17 protein-coding genes, 1 other RNA gene and 1 pseudogene are annotated in these 17,678 nt (G+C 57.0%); 17 read left to right on the forward strand and 2 right to left on the reverse strand.

From position 1 onward, the window contains the following. From EI77_RS23365 to EI77_RS12580, 6 genes and pseudogenes are all read left to right on the forward strand, one after another. Nucleotides 1-390 (forward strand): annotated as a pseudogene (locus EI77_RS23365) (hypothetical protein); the annotation flags it as partial. A gap of 35 nt (nucleotides 391-425) precedes the next feature. Then, complete coding sequence (locus tag EI77_RS12560; RefSeq protein ID WP_133795602.1) at nucleotides 426-860, forward strand: Crp/Fnr family transcriptional regulator; 435 nt, start codon at nucleotides 426-428, stop codon at nucleotides 858-860. An 82-nt stretch (nucleotides 861-942) separates the two neighbouring features. After that, on the forward strand, nucleotides 943-1,821 hold the full coding sequence (locus EI77_RS12565; protein ID WP_133795603.1) for a YihY/virulence factor BrkB family protein: 879 nt from the start codon (nucleotides 943-945) through the stop codon (nucleotides 1,819-1,821). A 117-nt stretch (nucleotides 1,822-1,938) separates the two neighbouring features. Continuing rightward, complete coding sequence (locus EI77_RS12570) at nucleotides 1,939-2,211, forward strand: DUF883 C-terminal domain-containing protein (protein ID WP_133795604.1); 273 nt, start codon at nucleotides 1,939-1,941, stop codon at nucleotides 2,209-2,211. Further along, nucleotides 2,208-2,540: a hypothetical protein gene (locus tag EI77_RS12575; RefSeq protein WP_133795605.1), complete on the forward strand. Its 333-nt coding sequence runs from the start codon at nucleotides 2,208-2,210 to the stop codon at nucleotides 2,538-2,540. Before EI77_RS12570 ends, EI77_RS12575 begins: the two co-directional genes overlap by 4 nt. A gap of 108 nt (nucleotides 2,541-2,648) precedes the next feature. Then, nucleotides 2,649-2,792 (forward strand): entericidin A/B family lipoprotein, encoded by a 144-nt coding sequence (locus tag EI77_RS12580; protein WP_133795606.1) that lies wholly within the window; start codon nucleotides 2,649-2,651, stop codon nucleotides 2,790-2,792. 124 nt (nucleotides 2,793-2,916) lie between these two features. Here the strand turns inward: EI77_RS12580 and EI77_RS12585 are convergent, their stop codons facing one another. Next, a complete protein-coding gene (locus EI77_RS12585; RefSeq protein WP_133795607.1) occupies nucleotides 2,917-4,104 on the reverse strand; it encodes a 3-keto-disaccharide hydrolase in 1,188 nt (395 codons plus the stop codon). Nucleotides 4,105-4,196: 92 nt separating this feature from the next. Between EI77_RS12585 and EI77_RS12590 the strand changes: the two genes are divergently transcribed. The 10 genes from EI77_RS12590 (at nucleotide 4,197) to EI77_RS12635 (ending at nucleotide 16,613) form a co-directional block, all read left to right on the forward strand. Next, nucleotides 4,197-5,663, forward strand: coding sequence for a DUF1501 domain-containing protein (locus EI77_RS12590; RefSeq protein ID WP_133795608.1), 1,467 nt, complete (start codon nucleotides 4,197-4,199; stop codon nucleotides 5,661-5,663). Between the two features lie 89 nt (nucleotides 5,664-5,752). Then, a complete protein-coding gene (locus EI77_RS12595) occupies nucleotides 5,753-6,736 on the forward strand; it encodes an ABC transporter substrate-binding protein (protein WP_166647218.1) in 984 nt (327 codons plus the stop codon). Then, a complete protein-coding gene (locus tag EI77_RS12600; protein ID WP_133795610.1) occupies nucleotides 6,733-8,511 on the forward strand; it encodes a PAS domain-containing sensor histidine kinase in 1,779 nt (592 codons plus the stop codon). Before EI77_RS12595 ends, EI77_RS12600 begins: the two co-directional genes overlap by 4 nt. Then, nucleotides 8,508-9,185: a response regulator transcription factor gene (locus tag EI77_RS12605; protein WP_133795611.1), complete on the forward strand. Its 678-nt coding sequence runs from the start codon at nucleotides 8,508-8,510 to the stop codon at nucleotides 9,183-9,185. The genes EI77_RS12600 and EI77_RS12605 overlap by 4 nt, the downstream gene beginning before the upstream one ends. Nucleotides 9,186-9,491: 306 nt before the next feature. Beyond that, nucleotides 9,492-9,935, forward strand: an RNA gene (gene rnpB, locus EI77_RS12610) — RNase P RNA component class A. Nucleotides 9,936-10,053: 118 nt separating this feature from the next. Next, entirely contained in the window at nucleotides 10,054-12,450 is a 2,397-nt protein-coding gene (locus EI77_RS12615; protein WP_133795612.1) for a heavy metal translocating P-type ATPase, read from the forward strand. Nucleotides 12,451-12,532: 82 nt separating this feature from the next. Continuing rightward, nucleotides 12,533-13,441, forward strand: coding sequence for a universal stress protein (locus EI77_RS12620; RefSeq protein WP_133795613.1), 909 nt, complete (start codon nucleotides 12,533-12,535; stop codon nucleotides 13,439-13,441). Nucleotides 13,442-13,592: 151 nt separating this feature from the next. Beyond that, on the forward strand, nucleotides 13,593-15,023 hold the full coding sequence (locus EI77_RS12625; RefSeq protein ID WP_166647219.1) for a PAS domain-containing sensor histidine kinase: 1,431 nt from the start codon (nucleotides 13,593-13,595) through the stop codon (nucleotides 15,021-15,023). Then, nucleotides 15,020-15,664, forward strand: a complete 645-nt coding sequence (locus EI77_RS12630) for a response regulator (protein WP_243838825.1) — start codon at nucleotides 15,020-15,022, stop codon at nucleotides 15,662-15,664. The genes EI77_RS12625 and EI77_RS12630 overlap by 4 nt, the downstream gene beginning before the upstream one ends. A gap of 127 nt (nucleotides 15,665-15,791) precedes the next feature. Continuing rightward, the gene (locus EI77_RS12635; protein WP_166647220.1) at nucleotides 15,792-16,613 is read left to right on the forward strand and encodes a helix-turn-helix domain-containing protein; all 822 of its coding nucleotides are present in this window, start codon (nucleotides 15,792-15,794) and stop codon (nucleotides 16,611-16,613) included. Between the two features lie 97 nt (nucleotides 16,614-16,710). On the opposite strand, the gene EI77_RS12640 is transcribed toward EI77_RS12635, so the two are convergent. Continuing rightward, on the reverse strand, nucleotides 16,711-16,986 hold the full coding sequence (locus tag EI77_RS12640) for an HU family DNA-binding protein (RefSeq protein ID WP_133795616.1): 276 nt from the start codon (nucleotides 16,984-16,986) through the stop codon (nucleotides 16,711-16,713). Between the two features lie 190 nt (nucleotides 16,987-17,176). Here EI77_RS12640 and EI77_RS12645 point away from each other — a divergent pair, with 190 nt between their 5' ends. Next, nucleotides 17,177-17,662, forward strand: coding sequence for a gamma carbonic anhydrase family protein (locus EI77_RS12645; RefSeq protein WP_243838826.1), 486 nt, complete (start codon nucleotides 17,177-17,179; stop codon nucleotides 17,660-17,662). Nucleotides 17,663-17,678 lie beyond the last annotated feature (16 nt).

Raw genomic sequence — 17,678 nt, forward strand, 5'->3', positions numbered from 1 at the left:
GCCCCAAAGGTGGATGCCCCAAAGGTGGAGGCTCCCAAGGTGGAGGCTCCCAAGGTGGAGGCTCCCAAGGTGGATGCCCCCAAGGTGGATGCCCCCAAGGTGGATGCCCCCAAGGTGGATGCTACCAAGGTCTCCGTTGGGGATTCACTGAATTTCCGCCGCAACTCCACTTCATCCCCTGCCGCCAAAGAAGCCGCAGATATCAAAAAGGATGTTGGAATAGATCCCGCCGTCAAAGGTAACGAAGACCTTAAGGTCAAAGACAAAGAAAAAGACAACTCAGTCGGTGCCGTTTCGCGATTAAAGGAGAAATATGAAAAGGTAATCGCTGAACAGAAAACGACCGTATCCAATGAGGCAAAACCAGTTCAGCCTGTCATTAAACGTTGATCGCCTCCAACCCCCCAGTTTCATCCCCAGCCTCCATGCCTTCCCTCACCCCTCTTCTCGCCAATTTTACCCCCCAGGAACTTAGCCTGCTCTCCAGTTTTGGAGACTCGCGCTCCTATCAGGCTGAAGAAGTCGTCATCAGGCAGGGTGACGAAAACGACCATCTTTACCTAGTCCTCAAAGGCAAGCTGGATGTCTTCCAGGACATTGACGGCATGAATAAAAAAGTCGCTTCCCTGGAGTCAGGCGATTCTCTGGGTGAAGTCAGCGTCTTTGATCCCGGTCCTGCCAGCGCCACGGTGTGCGCAGCCAACGAGACCGAAGTCTGGCTCATTACTCGCGATAGTTTGGACCGCCTGCACGCTGCCAATCCCAAGGTGGCTTATCGTCTCCTCAGCCGCATCACCACCTGCCTTTCCAAACGCCTCCGTCAGATGAATGATAAAGTGGTGGACTTGGTGAATCGCTGATATCTTTAGCCACAAAGGTTTGTGCAGATGGGAGCGGATCTTGCTGCCTTTCCTCATAAGCCTGTTATCCACTCGGTTGAGCATGATCCACATCCCGTCCATGCTCCGCCGCAGATTCAAAGGCTTCCTCAGCCTTTTCGCGGAAACTTACCGTCAGTGGGACGCACACCGGGGGCCTAAAATGGGCGCTGCGCTTTCCTTTTACACCGTCTTCTCCCTGGCACCCCTCGCCATTTTGGTGCTCACCCTCGTCAGCACCGTTGTCGAACGCAACGCGGCGAAGGAAGAAATTGTCGATCAGTTTCAGTCCTTTGTGGGCCGTCAGGGAGCTGAAATGATGGAGATGATCCTCACCAGTTCAGCCCCTCACAACACCAGTTTTTTTAGCACCCTTCTAGGCTTTGCCGTGCTCCTTGTCGGAGCCTCAGGAGTGTTTGGTGAATTGCAGAGTTCGCTCAACCAAATCTGGGGCGTGTCATCAGAGCGGCATCCGGTTTTTCTTTTAGTGAAGGAGCGTGTCTTCTCCTTCGTCATGGTCTTTGCTCTGGGTTTCCTCACTCTGATTTCCTTCCTCTTTTCGGCCTTTATCTCAGCAGCCGGGGCCGTCCTGCTGGCACGTTTTCCTGAACTTGATGCCCCTTGGGAACTTGGAAATTCAGCCGTCTCGCTGGTGGTGGTGACTCTGCTATTCGCCCTCATCTTTCGCATGGTGCCAGATACCCGCATCACCTGGAAAGATGTCGGTCCTGGCTCCATCTTGACTGCCCTGCTTTTTGTCCTCGGGAAATTTGTCCTCGGCTTCTACTTCGGCCGCAGTGCCTTTGCCTCCAGCTATGGGGCGGCAGGATCCCTCATCATCATTTTGGTCTGGGTCTTCTACTCCGCACAGATCCTCTTTTTCGGCGCCGAATTTACCCGCCTATACACCGTGCGGTTCGGCTCACGCCGCCCGCCGAAGTAGGACTCGGCCCTGGTTCATTGCAATTTTTGTTCGGCAGATACGGCTCAGGTAGCACTTTCATCCGATACTAAGGGTGTAGCATGCATTTTTGCTGTCTGCATTTATACTCTCCCTGCCATGAACGAGAACCCTTCATCCATTGACCCCGTTTCCTCCGCCCAGCAGATCTTGGACGACGTTAAAAAATTCGCTCACGAAGATCCCACCAAGGCCGCTGCGGCCGCCTTTGGTGTCGGACTGCTGATCACCATGCTGCCGGCTCGCGCCATCCTTGGCTCTGCTGCCTTTCTGGGAGCCACCTTCCTTCGTCCTACTCTGCTCACACTGGGCCTTGTGAAGGGCCTGGAGCTTTGCTGCAAAAACAACCGTACCCCTTCCAACCCATCATGACCACTACCGAAACATCTTTGACCACCACGGCCGCAACCGCTGCCCAATCTCCTCTGGAAACGCTGGAGAACTGTGTGCGGGAGAATCCAACACGCACCTTGCTCATGGTAGCAGGTCTGGGAGTCGCCGCCGCCTTCCTGGCGCGGTCCCTCGCACCTACTCCGCAGAACCGTGCCCTCCAAGTCCTGGAGGACATCCAGGACCGCCTGTCGGATCTTGCGGATGAAGGTGCTCTCGCCATGAGCCGGGGCGTTCGCCATGTGGGCGAGCTTCACCTTGATCGTACCTTTGACAAGCTTAGTCGCGGTATCAAAGGACTCTTCCATTGAGCGGCGGTCTGTATCAAAAACTGGCACAGCCAGTTTGCTGACCGCGTGCGAATATTATGTGGCGATGCCTGCTCGCCATCCCGGTATAACAATCAATACAACCACGTCATGAAAACCTCACGCCAACGCATTGTCCTTCTCGTTCTCATCTCAGGACTCTTTGCCATTCTCGGAACAAGCTGCAACACCACTCGTGGTTTTGGTCGCGACGTCCAGAAAACAGGTCGCCATATTGAGCGGGCCGCTAGCTAGCAGTCCACACCACGACCTTGTGTTGTGAAGGCGCAGATGTCTTGCTTTACGAAGCAGCATCTGCGCCTTTTCCTTGGTGGCCAGCCTCTTCGTTCTTATTTCAGCCAGGCATGGATGGCGAAGCTCAAAGCTCGCGGATGAAAATATTGCCATAACTAACAGTTTGACCAAAGTCGGCGAGAGCAATGGGGCCAGGGGACTTGGAATCCAAAATGGTTTCGAAGGTCTGGGGATTGGTTTCCTGGGTTTCAGTGAGCAGGACTTGCACGGTGTTGCCTTTGAGTGTGGCCTTGATGCGGTACCGCTGACCTGGCTTAATCTTGTCCGCACCGATGACGATGGATGCCTCACCCGCGCCTAACAAAACAAGTGGGCGGCTAAGGCCTCGCATGCAAAGGCCGGCAGCGGCTTTGCTGAGATCAGTGCTCTTGGGAAGGTTCACATCACAGATGATTTCACAGTCGCCATATTCCTGGGCACTCCAAAGTGGATCAGCTGCAGCACCCTTGGCGAGCATGATTTGCCAGTCGGCGGAGACCCAGCGCGAACTGCTGGCTGCGGGGACATTCCAACCGCGAAAATCAGTGCCGGTGTAGAGGGCTTTCCAGCCTTGATCAAGCGGAGCCGTGACATCGGCAGCAGGGTTGGTGGAGGGCAGTTCCTTAATGCGGACATTGCGAAACTCCACAGGTGCACCTTCGGATTCCAAGGCCAGATAACCTTTGCGGTAATTGCATTCATCTCCACCGCTGACCACCTTGCCATTTACGGCGAGGGTCAGACGACCGTTGTTGCCCTCAATCCGGTAATGGTTCCATTCGGGGCTGGGTTTGCTGCGTTCCTCGCTGGGGAAACTGCGCATGCCGTTGGAATCTCCATGCGGGTTCATGGTGGCACCATGAATGGGAAAGACATCCCCATGAGTGGAGAACCATCTGGGCTTAGTCGGATCAGCATTTTTCATGTAGCCGTGATCCAGAATCTGAACCTCAATCCCGCGCAGAAAAGGTACACCCGGTGCCGTGATGGGAGTGCCCCAGACGAAGATGCCGGAGTTTCCCGCGCTGGACAGGTGCCGCCACTCGGCCTCCAGAATGAAGTTTTCATATTGTCGCTCGGTACGCAGGGCTCCAGTAGGCCGACCATTGCATGAGATGACGCCGTCCTTGATGCTCCATGTTTCCGGAGCACAATTAGCATTCACCCAGCCCTTGAGGTCATTGGCATTGAACATGGGGACAAACCCCTGCTCATCCTGGGCATGACTTATAGACAGGAGAAAAATGGGGAGCAGGCAAAGGGAGAACTTCATGGAGAGCAGACTTAACGCGGAGTGACCGCCAGATTCATCAACGCAGCCTGCAGGAAAAGAAAACTCATGCGTACTCGCTTCGTACTATTGGTATGGATCCGTTCCTCGACTACCACCTTGCCCAGACTCGCCGCCAGTTTTTTGGGGATATGGGACTGCGGGCAGGGAGCATTGCGCTGGCCTCGATGCTGGGGAGGGACCTTGCTTCGGCAGCGCCCGCACCGGGCATGATCCATCCGCCGATGCCGGGTCTGCCGCATTTTGCGCCGAAAGCGAAACGGCTGATTTATCTGCACATGAACGGGGCTCCCTCGCAGTTGGACCTGTGGGATCATAAACCGGGGCTGAGCCAATACTTCGACAAAGATCTGCCGGAGAGTGTGCGCAATGGACAGCGCATCACGACGATGACCAGCGGCCAGTCCCGGCTGGCGGTGGCACCTTCGATGTTTAAATTTCAGCAGCATGGCAAGAGCGGCACATGGGTGAGCGAGCTGCTGCCGCACACGGCTAAAATTGTGGATGACATTGCTCTGGTGAAAACGGTGAACACGACTGCGATCAACCATGATCCGGCCTGTACTTTCGTCATGACTGGCAATGAAATCCCAGGCAAGGCGAGCATTGGCTCCTGGTTGGCGTATGGGCTGGGCAGTGAGAGCAACGACCTGCCAGCGTTCGTCGTTTTCACCCCGAGCTTTCCGCCCGAAAGTGCGGCCCAGGCGTTGTTCACGCGCATGTGGAGCAGCGGCTTTTTGCCCACCAAATATACGGGAGTGGCATTGCGTGGACAGGGGGATCCTGTGCTGTTTGTGAAGAATCCTCCTGGGGTGAATCCGGGGGACCGCAGGACAATGCTCAATGCGTTGAACCAGCTCAATGAGATCAATCATTCCCGCATCGGAGATCCAGAGATCCAGACCCGCATCGCTCAATATGAAATGGCGTTCCGCATGCAGTCCAGCGTTCCGGAACTGACGGATCTGAGCCGGGAGAGCAAGGCCACCCTGGAAATGTATGGGGAGGATGTGCACCGCGCAGGGAGCTTTACACACAGTGCCATCATGGCCCGCAGATTGATCGAGCGCGGCACACGCGTGGTGCAGATCCTGCATCGTGGCTGGGATCAGCATAACAGCCTGCCCAAGCATTTGCGAAACCAGGTGAAGGATACGGACCAGGCCTGTGCCGCGCTGGTCATGGATCTGAAGCAGCGTGGTCTGCTCAATGACACACTTGTAGTTTGGGGTGGGGAGTTCGGCCGGACGGTCTATTCTCAGGGGACCTTGACGGAGGATAATTATGGCCGTGACCATCATCCACGAAACTTCTGCATGTGGATGGCCGGAGGCGGCGTGAAACCTGGGACCGTGTGGGGTGAGACGGATGATTTCAGCTACAACATCGTTAAAGATCCCGTGCACATCAATGACCTGAACGCGACGATCCTGCACCTGATGGGCATTGACCATAGCCGCTTCAGTTTTAAATTCCAGGGACTGGACCAGAGATTGACGGGCGTGGAGGAGCATCACGTGGTAAAGGGAATTCTGGGATGACCTTTACAGACAGATAAAGGAAAGGACTATTGACCCTCAGGGGGGCTTTGTGGTTAGGCTGTAGTCGCATGCAGAATGCAGAGCCATCCATGAAACAACGACCTTTAATTTCCCTGGGAAGCATCGTGGTTGTGGCTTTGGTTTTAGTGCTCTGGACAGCGGCTCTGCAATTGCCGACGCCCACCCAGTCTGAGCCTTTGCGGGTGGCCGTGGGAATGTGGGCCGGGGCGGAACCGTGGATTTTGGCAAGGGAGGCCGGGGAGCTAGATGCCCGAAAGATTAACCTCGTCGAGATGAACTGGACCTCTGCGGCAATGCGAGCGGTGGGAAATCGTGTGGTGGATGCGGCGGTCCTGTCTCTGGATGAGGTGATCCGCCAAATCCACCAGGGGTATCCTTTGAAGATCGTGATGATCACAGATATTTCTCGCGGAGCTGACTTACTGATGGCGCGTCCGGGGATCAATTCGGTGGAGGAACTTCGGGGGGGCAGAATCGGGTATGAGCCACGCACTTCGGGCTCGTGGCTGCTGAGCAAGGCGCTGAAGAACTCCAATCTCAAGCTTTCAGATGTGCAACCGGTGCCTTTGAATCCGGCAGAGGTGGAAGAGATATTCGGGCAGCTCTCGCTGGATGGAGTGGTGGTGGCCGAGCCGTGGAAAGAAAGGATGCGGAGCCTGAATCTCAACAATGTATATGACACCTCTCGTCCTGGGTCTTCCATTGTGCGCGTCCTGGCCGTGCATCCAGATGCGATCATTGAATACCGCGAGGTCCTGATTGCGCTGATGACAGCGCATTTTAAATGGGTGCCGGAATTGGTGGAAGGCGGAGTTGAGGTGGATCCTGTGCTGCGGCGTGAGGGGATTTCTGCGGAAGTCTTCGCCAATATTATCAGCCGACTGGAATGGGTGGACGTGGAGGAAAATCGCAAGTTGTTAGGCCATAAAGATGCCTGGCTGGGGGACTTTTTCTTGAATTTGCAGAAGGGTCTCGTTGAAGACGCGATCTCGGGGGGACGCCTGGAGCCTTCAGAAGTGTTTGATTCAAGTCTGCTGGAGGAACTGCCATGAGCCGTCTTTTCCAATCCCTTCAGTTTAAGATTTCCATGTCCCTGTTTCTCGTCGGGGTCATCCTGATTGGCATCAGTGCTCTGCGTCTGAATGTGCGCTCGCAGCAAAGCCGGAAGATGACGATGACAAGCTACGCCTTTGCGGAAGGTTCCAGGCTTTCGGGAATGTCCCAGCATCTGTTGCGCCGCCAGGTGTCCCGGGCCGCAGATTTGGAACTGAGCTATAGCTCCACCAACAAGGATTTGAGGATGGGGGTCATCATCGACGGCCAGGATCTGGTGCGACATGCCACCATGCAGCAGATGCGCGGTCAGCAACTGCAAGAAACGCCACTGGCCAAGGCCGAAGTGCTGCTGGAAGAAGTGCGGGCGACCATGGAAGGAAGGGTGGTGGAACTGCAGCCTGGGAAAAGCCTGATGGCCGTGTTTCCTTTCTGGGAAGGTTTGGAGCAAGGAAAGGGATGTGTCATTCTGGAGTATGATCTGGAGATCCCCCTGGCATCGGCCACAGCGATGGCACTCCACGCGCTTCTGGCTCAGTCCATGGCGCTGATGGGCGGCTGTCTGGCGCTGTGGCTGCTGCTGAAAAAAGTGGTGACAGAGCGGGTGGAAAATCTGGTCTGCCAAGTGCAAGGGATGTCCCTGGAGACTGAGCCGATGCCTGCCATGCAGGGCAAGGATGAACTGGCACAAGTATCCCAGGCAGTGCGCCTGACTCATGAGCGGCTGCGGAGGTCTGAGCAGCGCTTGCGTCAGATCGCAGCGACGATGCGTGACGTATTCTGGCTGGCACCTGTGGAGAAAGGCAGTTCTGCCTTTGTGAATGAGGCATACACGACTGTTTTTTCCCGTGCTATTCCCCGATTGGGGAAATACCGCTGGGACTGGTTGAATGCGATCGTCCCGGAAGACCGCCGCCGCTGCCTGGAAATGCTGCGCACTCTGCGGCAGGGAGGTCCGCGCCAGGAGATCGAGGTCCGGGTGGCGACTCCAGACGGGCACCTGCGCTGGGTGCGCTGCCGTGGATTTGCCGTTCCAGGCCCCAATGAGAAAGAGCCGTGCGCCGTAGCAGGAATCGCAATGGATGTCAGTGAACGGAAAACACTGGAGAGACGACTGCTGGATACAGCTGAAAATGAGCGGCGCAGGATCGGCATGGATCTGCATGATGATCTGTGCCAGCGCCTGGCCGCTGCATTGATGAAAACCGGGGTGCTGCAATCCGCACTGACCCGGGCCGGGGGCAGTCATGGTCCCTTGGCCACGGAGCTCGCCAATGATCTTTCGGAAGCGACGGGCATTGCCCGTGGATTTGCCCGCGGCCTGGCTCCGGTGGGGGTGGAGGCGCTGGGCATCACGGCGGCTTTGTCTGATCTGGGAGATTTCATCACCCATGGTTTTAAAATCCCCTGCCGGGTGGAGTGCTCCGCGACGGACACAGCGCTGACGGGTGAATCGGCCACCCACATTTTCCGGGTGGCGCAGGAACTGGCGACGAATGCGGCCAAGCATGCAAGCGCCACCTGGATCGAGATCAGTTTTGAAATGACTCATCAAGAGGCTCGGCTGCTGATCACGCATGACGGGGTGCCATACAAACCGACCACGGCCAGCGTGGAGGGCATGGGGATGCACTTGGTACGCCAGCGTCTGGATGCCCTGGGGGCATCTCTGCAATTTCATCCTCCTGCTCATGGTGAAGAGCCGGTGAGCTCTGTTGAATGCCTGATTCCACTTTCTACAAACCCTGAAATCCAAACTGCTGAAGTTCTATGAATACCCCGCCCCCCAACCGTATCGCTATTGTGGATGATCACACGCTCATGCGTGAAGGTCTGAAAATGTTTGTGGAAAACCTGGAGGGCTTTGCCTGCGCCTGGACTGCACCCGATGCGCAGGAGGCGCTGAAGCTGCTGGAAAAAGACGTGCCGGACATCCTGGTGGTGGACATCACCCTGCCGGGCCGCAACGGGCTGGAACTGATCAAGGATGTGCGTGTGCTGAATCCCGACCTGCCGGTGCTGGTAGTCTCCATGCATGATGAAACGCTGTACGCACAGCGTGCCCTGAAGGCAGGCGCCAAGGGATACGTCATGAAGGATGCTCCACATGGTGCTTTTGAAAAGGCGCTGAAGCGCATCCTTTCCGGGGGAATTGCGCTGAGTGAGAAGATGTCTGAAACCATTCTCCTGGCGTTCTCTTCTGGAGCCAATCCGGGACCGGATGGGGCCATTCATCATTTGAGTGACCGTGAGTTTGAGGTCTTCCAATTGATTGGTGAAGGGCGAAGCACGGGCCAGATCGCCGAGACATTGCGCATCAGTCCAAAGACGGTGGATGTGCATAAGCTGAAGATCCGTCAAAAGCTGAAACTGACGGAAGGTACCTCATTGACCTCATTTGCGATCCGCTGGGTGGAAATGCGCAAGCTGGGCAAGAAGGCGGAGTGAGGAATGCCAGGATGATGCGGTGCCAGGTGGGCCGGATTGGGGAAGATGGGGATGAATTTCATTTTATCCCCATCTGGGGATTTTCCGGGTAAATGCTTGGGGATGAATGAGTTGTGATGGGGATTTCATGGGGATTCGATTTCCCCATGGGGATTTTGACGGGGGATGGTCATGCACATAGATAAATAATGTTTAACGATATTACATCTAGGCGTTTATTCAAGAGCGGTATGCGGACTTCCGCGTTGGACGGCCAGGGATGCAGTTTCCATTTGGCGAATGGGGAAGGGGGAAGTAGGGTGACTGTGGGTCGGCCGGAGTGGTCGCTCGTCGGAGGGCCGCTTGCGGTGCTCGCGGACGAGAGGAAAGTCCGGACACCAAAAGGCAGCATGCCGCGCGCAAGCGTCGGAGGTTCTGGGGCAACCCAGGGCAATGGAAAGTGTCACAGAAAACAAACCGCCTGCGGGAGTTTCGGCTTCTTCAGGTAAGGGTGAAAAGGCGGGGTAAGAGCCCACCGCTCCGACAGTAATGAAGGAGGCATGACAAACCCCATGCGGTGCAAGACAGAACAGGAGAAAGGCCCGCCTGGCCGCAAGCCTTCGCAAGAAGGTGGATAACTCCGGGTAATAGTCGCATCCTGCGTGAGCAGGAGTCGGTGTCTCGCTTGCGGGAGGCCGTCAGATAAATGACCACGCTGGAGGCCGCGAGGCTGAAGGCACAAAATCCGGCTTATGATGGCCGACCCACTTTTCTTCTCTCTTTGAGGGCTCCGTTTGATCGAGACTGAATAAAGGATAAACCGCAAGGGGTGAGGGATTATAGGCAAGGGGTGGGAGGCGGAGCCGGGGCTGATGGATAGGATAGGGCGATGTTATCTTCTGTCCTCTGCAAGCACTGCGGCACACCTGTACCGAGCCAGCGTGAGGATGGCTTTTGCTGTACTGGCTGTCTGTATGTGCATGATCTGCTGCACCGGCAGGGACTGGATCATTTTTATGATCTGAAGGGGGGGCTATCACTGCCACCGGTTTCCCCGCAGAGCTTGCGGGAACGGGACTACGACTGGCTAGAGGAACTAAGTGGAAATAACGCGAAACTTTCAGCACCACTGACGCCGGCCAGTCGGGCAGAGACGATGGAACTGCGGCTCTCACTCCAGGGGATATCCTGCATCGGCTGCGTGTGGTTGATCGAGAAGGTCTTCACCCGTCAGGCGGGTGGTTTGAGGGTGAATGTGGATGTGGTCCACGGCGATATGACGGTGGTGTATGCCCAGGCGTTGTTTGATCCGGTCGCTTTTGCGAAGGATCTGCAATCGTTTGGTTACCTGGTAGGCCCACCGCAGGAGGGAGAGCAGCGGGGGCAAGACAAGGGACTGGAACGGCGGATGGGTGTGTGCGGCGCGTTCGCCATGAATGCGATGGCTTTTTCCCTGCCAGCTTATTTTGGGATGCCTGCGGAATTCGCTTTTGCCTCCTGGTTTGACATGATCGCTGCAGTTTCGGCAACACTGGCCATGCTGGTGGGAGGAAGCTACTTCATTGGCAAAGCCTGGCAGAGCCTGCGTGTAGGAATGCTGCACATTGATGCGCCGATCGCGCTGGGGATCATTGCTGCGTATGCGGGATCCATGGGCGGATGGATCGCCGGGGTGGAGGGACTGAAGTATTTTGATTTTGTGGCGATCTTTATTTTTCTGATGCTGGCCGGGCGATGGGCACAGCAGGCAGCGGTGGAGAGGAATCGCAGGAAACTGATGCGGGACACCTCGGTGCCTGAGTGTGTGAAGGTGCTGGGTGAAGAGCAAATGAAGCCGCTGAGCGTGCTGAAGGCCGGGGTGAAGTTTACCATCAAGGCCGGGCAATCCATCCCGGTGGCTTGCAGGCTGCTGAGTGATCACGCTTTTGTAAGCCTGGAATGGATCAATGGGGAAAGTGATGCGCAGCAGCGGAGTGAGGGGCAGATGCTGCCGTCCGGTGCGTTGAACATCGGGACGCGGTCCGTGGAGGCGGAGGCGTTGGAAGGATGGCAGGAGAGTACGCTGCGGAAATTGCTGGAGGCCAGACGCCCTGGTGAATACCGGGACTTAAAACTGGAGCGTCTGCTGCGGGTTTATTTGATGGTGGTCGTGGGGGTGGGAATAGGCGGCGCTGGCTGGTGGCTGATGAATGGGGCTGGGGTGGCTGCGGCACTGCAGGTGATGATTTCCATTTTTGTGGTGTCCTGTCCCTGCGCACTGGGAGTAGCCGTGCCACTGGCGGAGGAACTGGCGGCTTCACGGGCGGAACGGCTGGGTGTTTTTGTGCGCAACCTGGGACTGTGGAAGCGGCTGATGCGGGTGCGACGCGTGGTTTTTGACAAAACGGGGACGCTGACCCTGGAGAATCCGGTGCTGGAAAATCCCCAAGCATTGAAGGCTCTGGACGGGGCGGCCTTGCTAGCTCTGCGGACCCTGGTAACGGGGAATCTGCATCCGGTGAGCCGGAGTTTGTTTGATGCCGTGGGGCCTGGCACGGCGGCTACTGAGGCGGAAGTGACCGAGGTCATCGGCCAGGGGCTGCAATGGAGGGACGGGGAAGGGGTGGTGTGGGCGCTGGGAAAAGGGGCTGGAAGCGATGCGCTGTTCACGCGCAATGGGCATGCGGTGGCTGGATTTTTATTTCGGGATGAATTGCGTGGGGAATCGGTGGAAGAAGTGAGGGCTCTTGGACTGCGTGGGCTGCGGGTGCACATCCTGAGTGGGGACCGGGAGGCCAAGGTGGCTCACATCGCGACGCAATTGGGACTGAAACCGGAGCGGTGGATATCGGGCATGACACCGGAGGAAAAGGCTGCCTGGGTGGCGGAGCAGGATGAGGATGATACGCTGTATATTGGTGATGGGGCCAATGACAGCCTGGCCTTTGATGCGGCGCTGTGTGCGGGCAGCCCGGTGACAGGACGCAGCTTTTTGGAGCAAAAGGCGGACTTCTTTTTCCTGGGACAGAGCCTGCGTTTTGTGAGCGGTCTGCTGGATACAGCACGGCTGCACCGCAGGGCAACGAGACGGGTGTTTGCGTTCTCGGTGGTCTATAACATCGCCACGGTGGTAGCCGGACTGATGGGGCATCTGAGCCCACTGGCAGCGGCGATTTTGATGCCGCTGAGCTCCGTGGCTACGCTGAGCATCGTGGCGGGTACTTTTGCTGCACAGAGGCAGAATGAAGCGCGTGTGATCCTGAAGACCAGGCCCCGTGCGCAATTGAAGCGGCCTGCTTTGGCCTGAGTGAGACAAGGGGCGCTCAGAACAAAGCAAACGCTGAGGGGCAAACAGGTGTCTAAACCTGTACCATTCATCCATAACTATTATGAAAGCTTACTCCAACATCATCGCGGCGATTGATTTTACCCCTTCGTGCAGAAATGCATTGCGTGAGGCGGTGCGCATCGCGGCTGCCAATGAGGCGACTATGACTGCGGTGCATGTCATGGATGAGTTTTTGGCGCATGAGTTGAAGCGGGCGCTTTCAACGGATCTGGCGACGGTGAGGGCGGACTTTCAAAAGCGCTTGAAGACGTTTGTGGAGGAATCTGACCTGGGGACTGCGCATGTGGAAATCGAGGTCAGGATCGGGCATCCTTTTTTGGAGTTGTCTGAGGCATGCCGTGTCCATGCGGCGGATCTTTTGATCATGGGGGCCAAGGGTTCACGGAATGATCCGGGGCGGGTGGGGGTGATTGCGGCGAAGTGTGTGCGCAAAGCGCCGGTGGATGTGATGCTGGTGCGTGAAGATGCGGTGGGTCCATTCAAGCATCTGGTGACGTGTGTGGACTTTTCTGAAAACTCGATCAAGGCGGTGCAGTGCGCACTGAAACTGGCGCAGCAGGACGGTGCCTCCCTGGATTGCTTGCATGTTTATCAATCAGCACTGGCGATGTCATTGGACTATGGGGGGCTGGTGGCACCGATGCCCCTGGGGACAGATGCGCAGGCGATGGGTATCTGGCAGGAAGATTTGGTAAATTTCATGGAGCCCCTGAAGAAAGAATTTCCAGGGGTGACGGTGAATTCACTGGTGCTGGAGCGGGTCAATATCCGAGAGGCGATCTTGGATCATGTGAAGGAAACGCATGCGGACATGGTGGTGCTGGGCACGCGGGGTAAAACAGGTCTTCGCGAGTTGCTGATCGGTACGACGGCGGAGAAGATCGTGGCGAATGCGCCGTGCTCTATCCTGGCGGTGAAGCCGGAAGGTTTTGGCAAAGATGCAGCCTAATTAATTTATGAGTACCCCCGCCGTGCCCGCAGCGCTTCCTGCATCGAGTTTTAGAACCGGATGTGTCTGCACGGGCAAGGGGACGTGCGGGGGCAAGGGGGGCTGCCTTGACAGACATGACCATGGCAAGGAACATGAGGACCACTCCGACATGATTCCGATTACCGATCCTGCCCTGCTCCAAAGTCTGATGGACCATGCCGGGATGCTGGTGCTGGGACTGGATACGAAGGGACGGATCCAGTGGATGAGCCGTGGCCTGGAGCAACTGACGGGGTATAACAGCGAGGAGATGACTGGCAAGGACTGGGTGGAAAATCTGATCCCGCAGGACCATCGGGCGGCAGCGGCGCTGCTGTGCCGGGGCAGTGCGGGGACGGATCGCAGCCGCAGTCATGTGAAGCCGCTGCTACAGCATGATGGCGGGCAGCGGCATGTGGAGTGGTTTCATTCTGACATTAAGGATGACGAGGGAAGGGTGACTGGCATCCTGTGCATGGGCCGCGATGTGACGGAACTGCAACTGACGCGTGAGGCGCTGGTGTCCTCTGAAAAACGCAGCAGCGCGGTGCTGGAGACGGCGGTGAACGCGATCATCACCATCAATGAGGAGAAAGTGATCGAGACGGTGAATAGCGCGACTGAACGCATCTTTGGTTATTCCCGGGACGAAATGGTGGGGCGGAACATCCAGATGCTGATGCCGCAGCCGTATCGTGACAAGCATGACAGCTACGTGCAGAACTATCTGAATACGGGGGTGAAGAAGATCATCGGCATCGGGCGTGAGGTGGTGGGGCAGCGGAAAGACGGGACAGTTTTCCCCATGGACCTGTCTGTGGGTGAAGCCCGGCTGCCTGAGGGAAGGCGGGTCTTTACGGGAATCATCCGTGACCTGACTGACCGCAAGATACTGGAAGAAAAGATTTTGCAGATCAGCGAGGAAGAGCAGCACCGCATCGGCCAGGACATCCATGATGACCTGTGCCAGCAATTGGCGGCCATCGGCTGTCTGGCCAAAGTGGCGCACCAACAATTGCAAAAGAGCGGGAATGCGGAAGCGGCAAATCTGCACGAGATCGTCCAATTGGTGACACAGGCGAATGTGCGTGCGCGTGAGATGTCCCGCGGCCTGATGCCGGTGGTGCTGGATGCCGCAGGGCTGATGGCGGCGCTGGCAGAGCTGACGCAGGGCACGGAGCGCATCTTCCGCGTGAGCTGCCCCTTCCGCTGCGAGCGGCCGGTGGAGGTGCCGGACAATACGATGGCCACGCAGCTCTTCCGCATTGCGCAGGAGGCGGTGGCGAATGCGATCAAGCACAGCCATGCGGAGCGGATCGAGATTACGCTGGCGGAGGAGGAGGGGCATCTGCTGCTTTGCATCCGAGATAATGGGGTGGGCATTCCTGACAATGTGCCTGGGCATAGCACCGGCATGGGGCTGCTGACGATGACTCATCGTGCGCGGATGATGGGCGGTATGCTGACGGTGCAGCATGATGATTTTGGCGGCACGGTGGTACGCTGTACCGTGCCTGTCTCATCTGCATCTAAACAACCCGTGACCCGCAAAAAACTGTGAAACGTCTGCTGTTGATTGATGACCATCCCATCATGCGCCACGGCCTGGCGCAGTTGATCCGTGCAGAAGAAGGACTGGATGTGTGCGGGGAGGCTGGCAATGCCCGCGATGGCCTGGTGGCGGTGGGAGCTTTAAAGCCAGACTTGGTGGTGATCGATCTGACCTTGCCAGATAAGAACGGACTGGAACTGCTGAAGGACATCCAGGCGATGCATCCGGGCACGCTGTGTCTGGTGCTCTCCATGCATGATGAGGCGATGTATGGTGAACGGGCGCTGCGTGCTGGCGCACGGGGATACATCATGAAAGAGGCGGCGGCGGACCACCTCATCACAGCGGCGCGCAAGGTCCTGTCTGGCGGCATTTATGTGAGTGAAGGCATGGCCAGCCGGATGATGGAGCAGGTGATCGGCAACCGGACAAAAACGGCAAGCCTGGAGGCACTGACGGATCGTGAGCTGGAGGTGCTGGAGATGATCGGACGTGGCGTGGCCACAAAGGTCATCGCGGAGAAGCTGTGCATCAGTGCGCGGACGGTGGAGGCGCATCGGGCGCACATTAAGGACAAGCTGGCCATCACAGACGGGGCGGCGCTGGTGTGCTATGCCGTCCAGTGGGTGGAAAGCCGGGCGAAGGTGTGAGTGGCTACTGGTTTCCATTACACCACAATTGCGGTGTTCCATCATGCGCGGGACCGTAGCCGACCCCAATAGAGGCGGGGCGATGCGCAGCCTAGCATCAAGGCGTCACCTTAACCCACCCCGCCCTATGCAAACTCAAACTTCCCAGGCCAACGGACGCCAACGTTTCATTGAAACTCTATCGGAGAGCGATCTTTTTCAGCAGTATCAGCGCGCCTTCCATACTCTCACGGATCTGCCCCTGACATTGCGTGCACAGGGGGACATGGAACACATTGAAACGCTGGTAACGAACAAATCCGTTTCCGGTGTGGTGGAGACTTTGGTGCCGGTGCGCGTGGGGAAAAATCCGGTGGCCCTTTTACAAACGGGCGGTGTCCGCCTGGAGCCAGCGAATGCGCAGACCTTTGCCCCCCTGGCCAGTGCGCTGCTGGAAGACGACCGGAGTGCGGATGAAGTGAGATCCGCCCGTGTGCACTTTCACCAAGTGCCCGTGATGGAACCTGTACGGTATGAGGCGGCCCTGGCGTTGCTGCGCTCCTTTGCCCTGCAACTCGGGGAAAGTGCGCACCGGCTTCTCTTTGCCCATGCCACGCATGAACCCGAGGCAGTGCGCAATGCGAAGATCTTTATTCATGCCCATCTGGCAGAGCAAATGACCCTGGAAGCCGTGGCGAAAGCGGTGAACGTGAGTCCTTTCCACTTCTGCAAAATCTTCAAGCGGGCCACGGGTCTGACCTTCACTGATTTCGTCAACCGGGCACGGGTGGAGAAGGCCAAGCGCATGCTAATGAAACCCGCTGCCCGCATCACTGAAGTGGCTTATGACGTCGGCTTCCAGAGCCTGTCCCATTTCAATCGCAGCTTCCGCCGTATCGCCAGCGAATCCCCGACTGAGTATCGCGGACGGATGAAGGATGGCCACTCGCCCACCATGGTTGCGGCGTGATCTCCTGGGTGCCTTGAAATAGCCATTAAAAACCCCGCGTCTCAGGAGAGAACGCGGGGTTTTTGCGTCATCCAGTAAAGGATCACGAATTAGAAAATTACAGAGAACCTTTGAGTGCGCTGGAAGCCACGAAACGGACGTTTTTGGACGCCTTGATTTTCATGGATTCGCCGGTCTTTGGGTTGCGGCCAGTGCGGGCAGCGCGCTTGGCGACTTTGAAAGTGCCGAAGCCGATGAGTTGCACGTTGCCTTCTTTTTTGATGCCTTTGGCCAGAGCGACGAGGACGGCGTCCAGAGCGTCAGCGGCAGCGCGCTTAGAGGTTTCAGGACCGAGATTCTTCTGCACGAGTTCCAGGAGTTCAGCTTTGTTCATGTTGATGCTGGTGTTGGTTATGGTTCGAGTTGAGGCTATCCACGCTTGGTGATAAGCGGAATTGTGCGCGATTAAGACTCCAAGCGTTCGTTTACGTCAAACATAAAAATCGCGGCAACCCCTGTATTCATGCGGATTCATGAGCCATCACCCACTAAATCAATTCTTCATTCCTGAAACTCAACCGACCGTGCATTCTTCCGCATTCATTGCTCCTGGAGCCGTGGTTATCGGGGCAGTGGAGCTGGGTCGTGAATCGAGTGTTTGGTATACAAGCGTGCTGCGGGGTGACATCAATCGCATCGTGGTCGGTGCCCAAAGTAACGTGCAGGATGGCAGTGTGCTGCATGTCAGTGATGACCATGCTTGCGTTCTGGGTGAACGGGTTACGGTGGGGCATCGGGCGATTGTCCATGCTTGCACAGTGGGGGATGAAGTCCTCATCGGCATGGGAGCCATCATCTTGGACGGAGCCGTCATCGGGACTCGCAGCATCATCGCCGCAGGGGCGCTGGTGACGAAAGGGAAGGTGATCCCGGAGGGTTCGCTGGTTGTCGGTTCACCCGCCCGTGTGGTGAGAGCTTTGACAGAAGAGGAGCAGGCGGCCAATGGGCGGCTGGCGATGAAATATGTGGAAGTTTCTCGCCGCTATCTGAAGGCGGGGATGGCTGAGTGATCCAGGGCAGGGGAGT

The organism is Prosthecobacter fusiformis (genome assembly GCF_004364345.1).
GTDB lineage: Bacteria > Verrucomicrobiota > Verrucomicrobiia > Verrucomicrobiales > Verrucomicrobiaceae > Prosthecobacter > Prosthecobacter fusiformis.

What these genes read in the sequence shown, in the direction of transcription:
- EI77_RS12560 (WP_133795602.1), top strand. Translation starts at nt 426, where the DNA reads ATGCCTTCCCTCACCCCTCTTCTCGCCAATTTTACCCCCCAGGAACTT.
- EI77_RS12565 (WP_133795603.1), top strand. Translation starts at nt 943, where the DNA reads ATGATCCACATCCCGTCCATGCTCCGCCGCAGATTCAAAGGCTTCCTC.
- EI77_RS12570 (WP_133795604.1), top strand. Translation starts at nt 1,939, where the DNA reads ATGAACGAGAACCCTTCATCCATTGACCCCGTTTCCTCCGCCCAGCAG.
- EI77_RS12575 (WP_133795605.1), top strand. Translation starts at nt 2,208, where the DNA reads ATGACCACTACCGAAACATCTTTGACCACCACGGCCGCAACCGCTGCC.
- EI77_RS12580 (WP_133795606.1), top strand. Translation starts at nt 2,649, where the DNA reads ATGAAAACCTCACGCCAACGCATTGTCCTTCTCGTTCTCATCTCAGGA.
- EI77_RS12585 (WP_133795607.1), bottom strand. Translation starts at nt 4,104, where the DNA reads ATGAAGTTCTCCCTTTGCCTGCTCCCCATTTTTCTCCTGTCTATAAGT.
- EI77_RS12590 (WP_133795608.1), top strand. Translation starts at nt 4,197, where the DNA reads ATGGATCCGTTCCTCGACTACCACCTTGCCCAGACTCGCCGCCAGTTT.
- EI77_RS12595 (WP_166647218.1), top strand. Translation starts at nt 5,753, where the DNA reads ATGAAACAACGACCTTTAATTTCCCTGGGAAGCATCGTGGTTGTGGCT.
- EI77_RS12600 (WP_133795610.1), top strand. Translation starts at nt 6,733, where the DNA reads ATGAGCCGTCTTTTCCAATCCCTTCAGTTTAAGATTTCCATGTCCCTG.
- EI77_RS12605 (WP_133795611.1), top strand. Translation starts at nt 8,508, where the DNA reads ATGAATACCCCGCCCCCCAACCGTATCGCTATTGTGGATGATCACACG.
- EI77_RS12615 (WP_133795612.1), top strand. Translation starts at nt 10,054, where the DNA reads ATGTTATCTTCTGTCCTCTGCAAGCACTGCGGCACACCTGTACCGAGC.
- EI77_RS12620 (WP_133795613.1), top strand. Translation starts at nt 12,533, where the DNA reads ATGAAAGCTTACTCCAACATCATCGCGGCGATTGATTTTACCCCTTCG.
- EI77_RS12625 (WP_166647219.1), top strand. Translation starts at nt 13,593, where the DNA reads ATGATTCCGATTACCGATCCTGCCCTGCTCCAAAGTCTGATGGACCAT.
- EI77_RS12635 (WP_166647220.1), top strand. Translation starts at nt 15,792, where the DNA reads ATGCAAACTCAAACTTCCCAGGCCAACGGACGCCAACGTTTCATTGAA.
- EI77_RS12640 (WP_133795616.1), bottom strand. Translation starts at nt 16,986, where the DNA reads ATGAACAAAGCTGAACTCCTGGAACTCGTGCAGAAGAATCTCGGTCCT.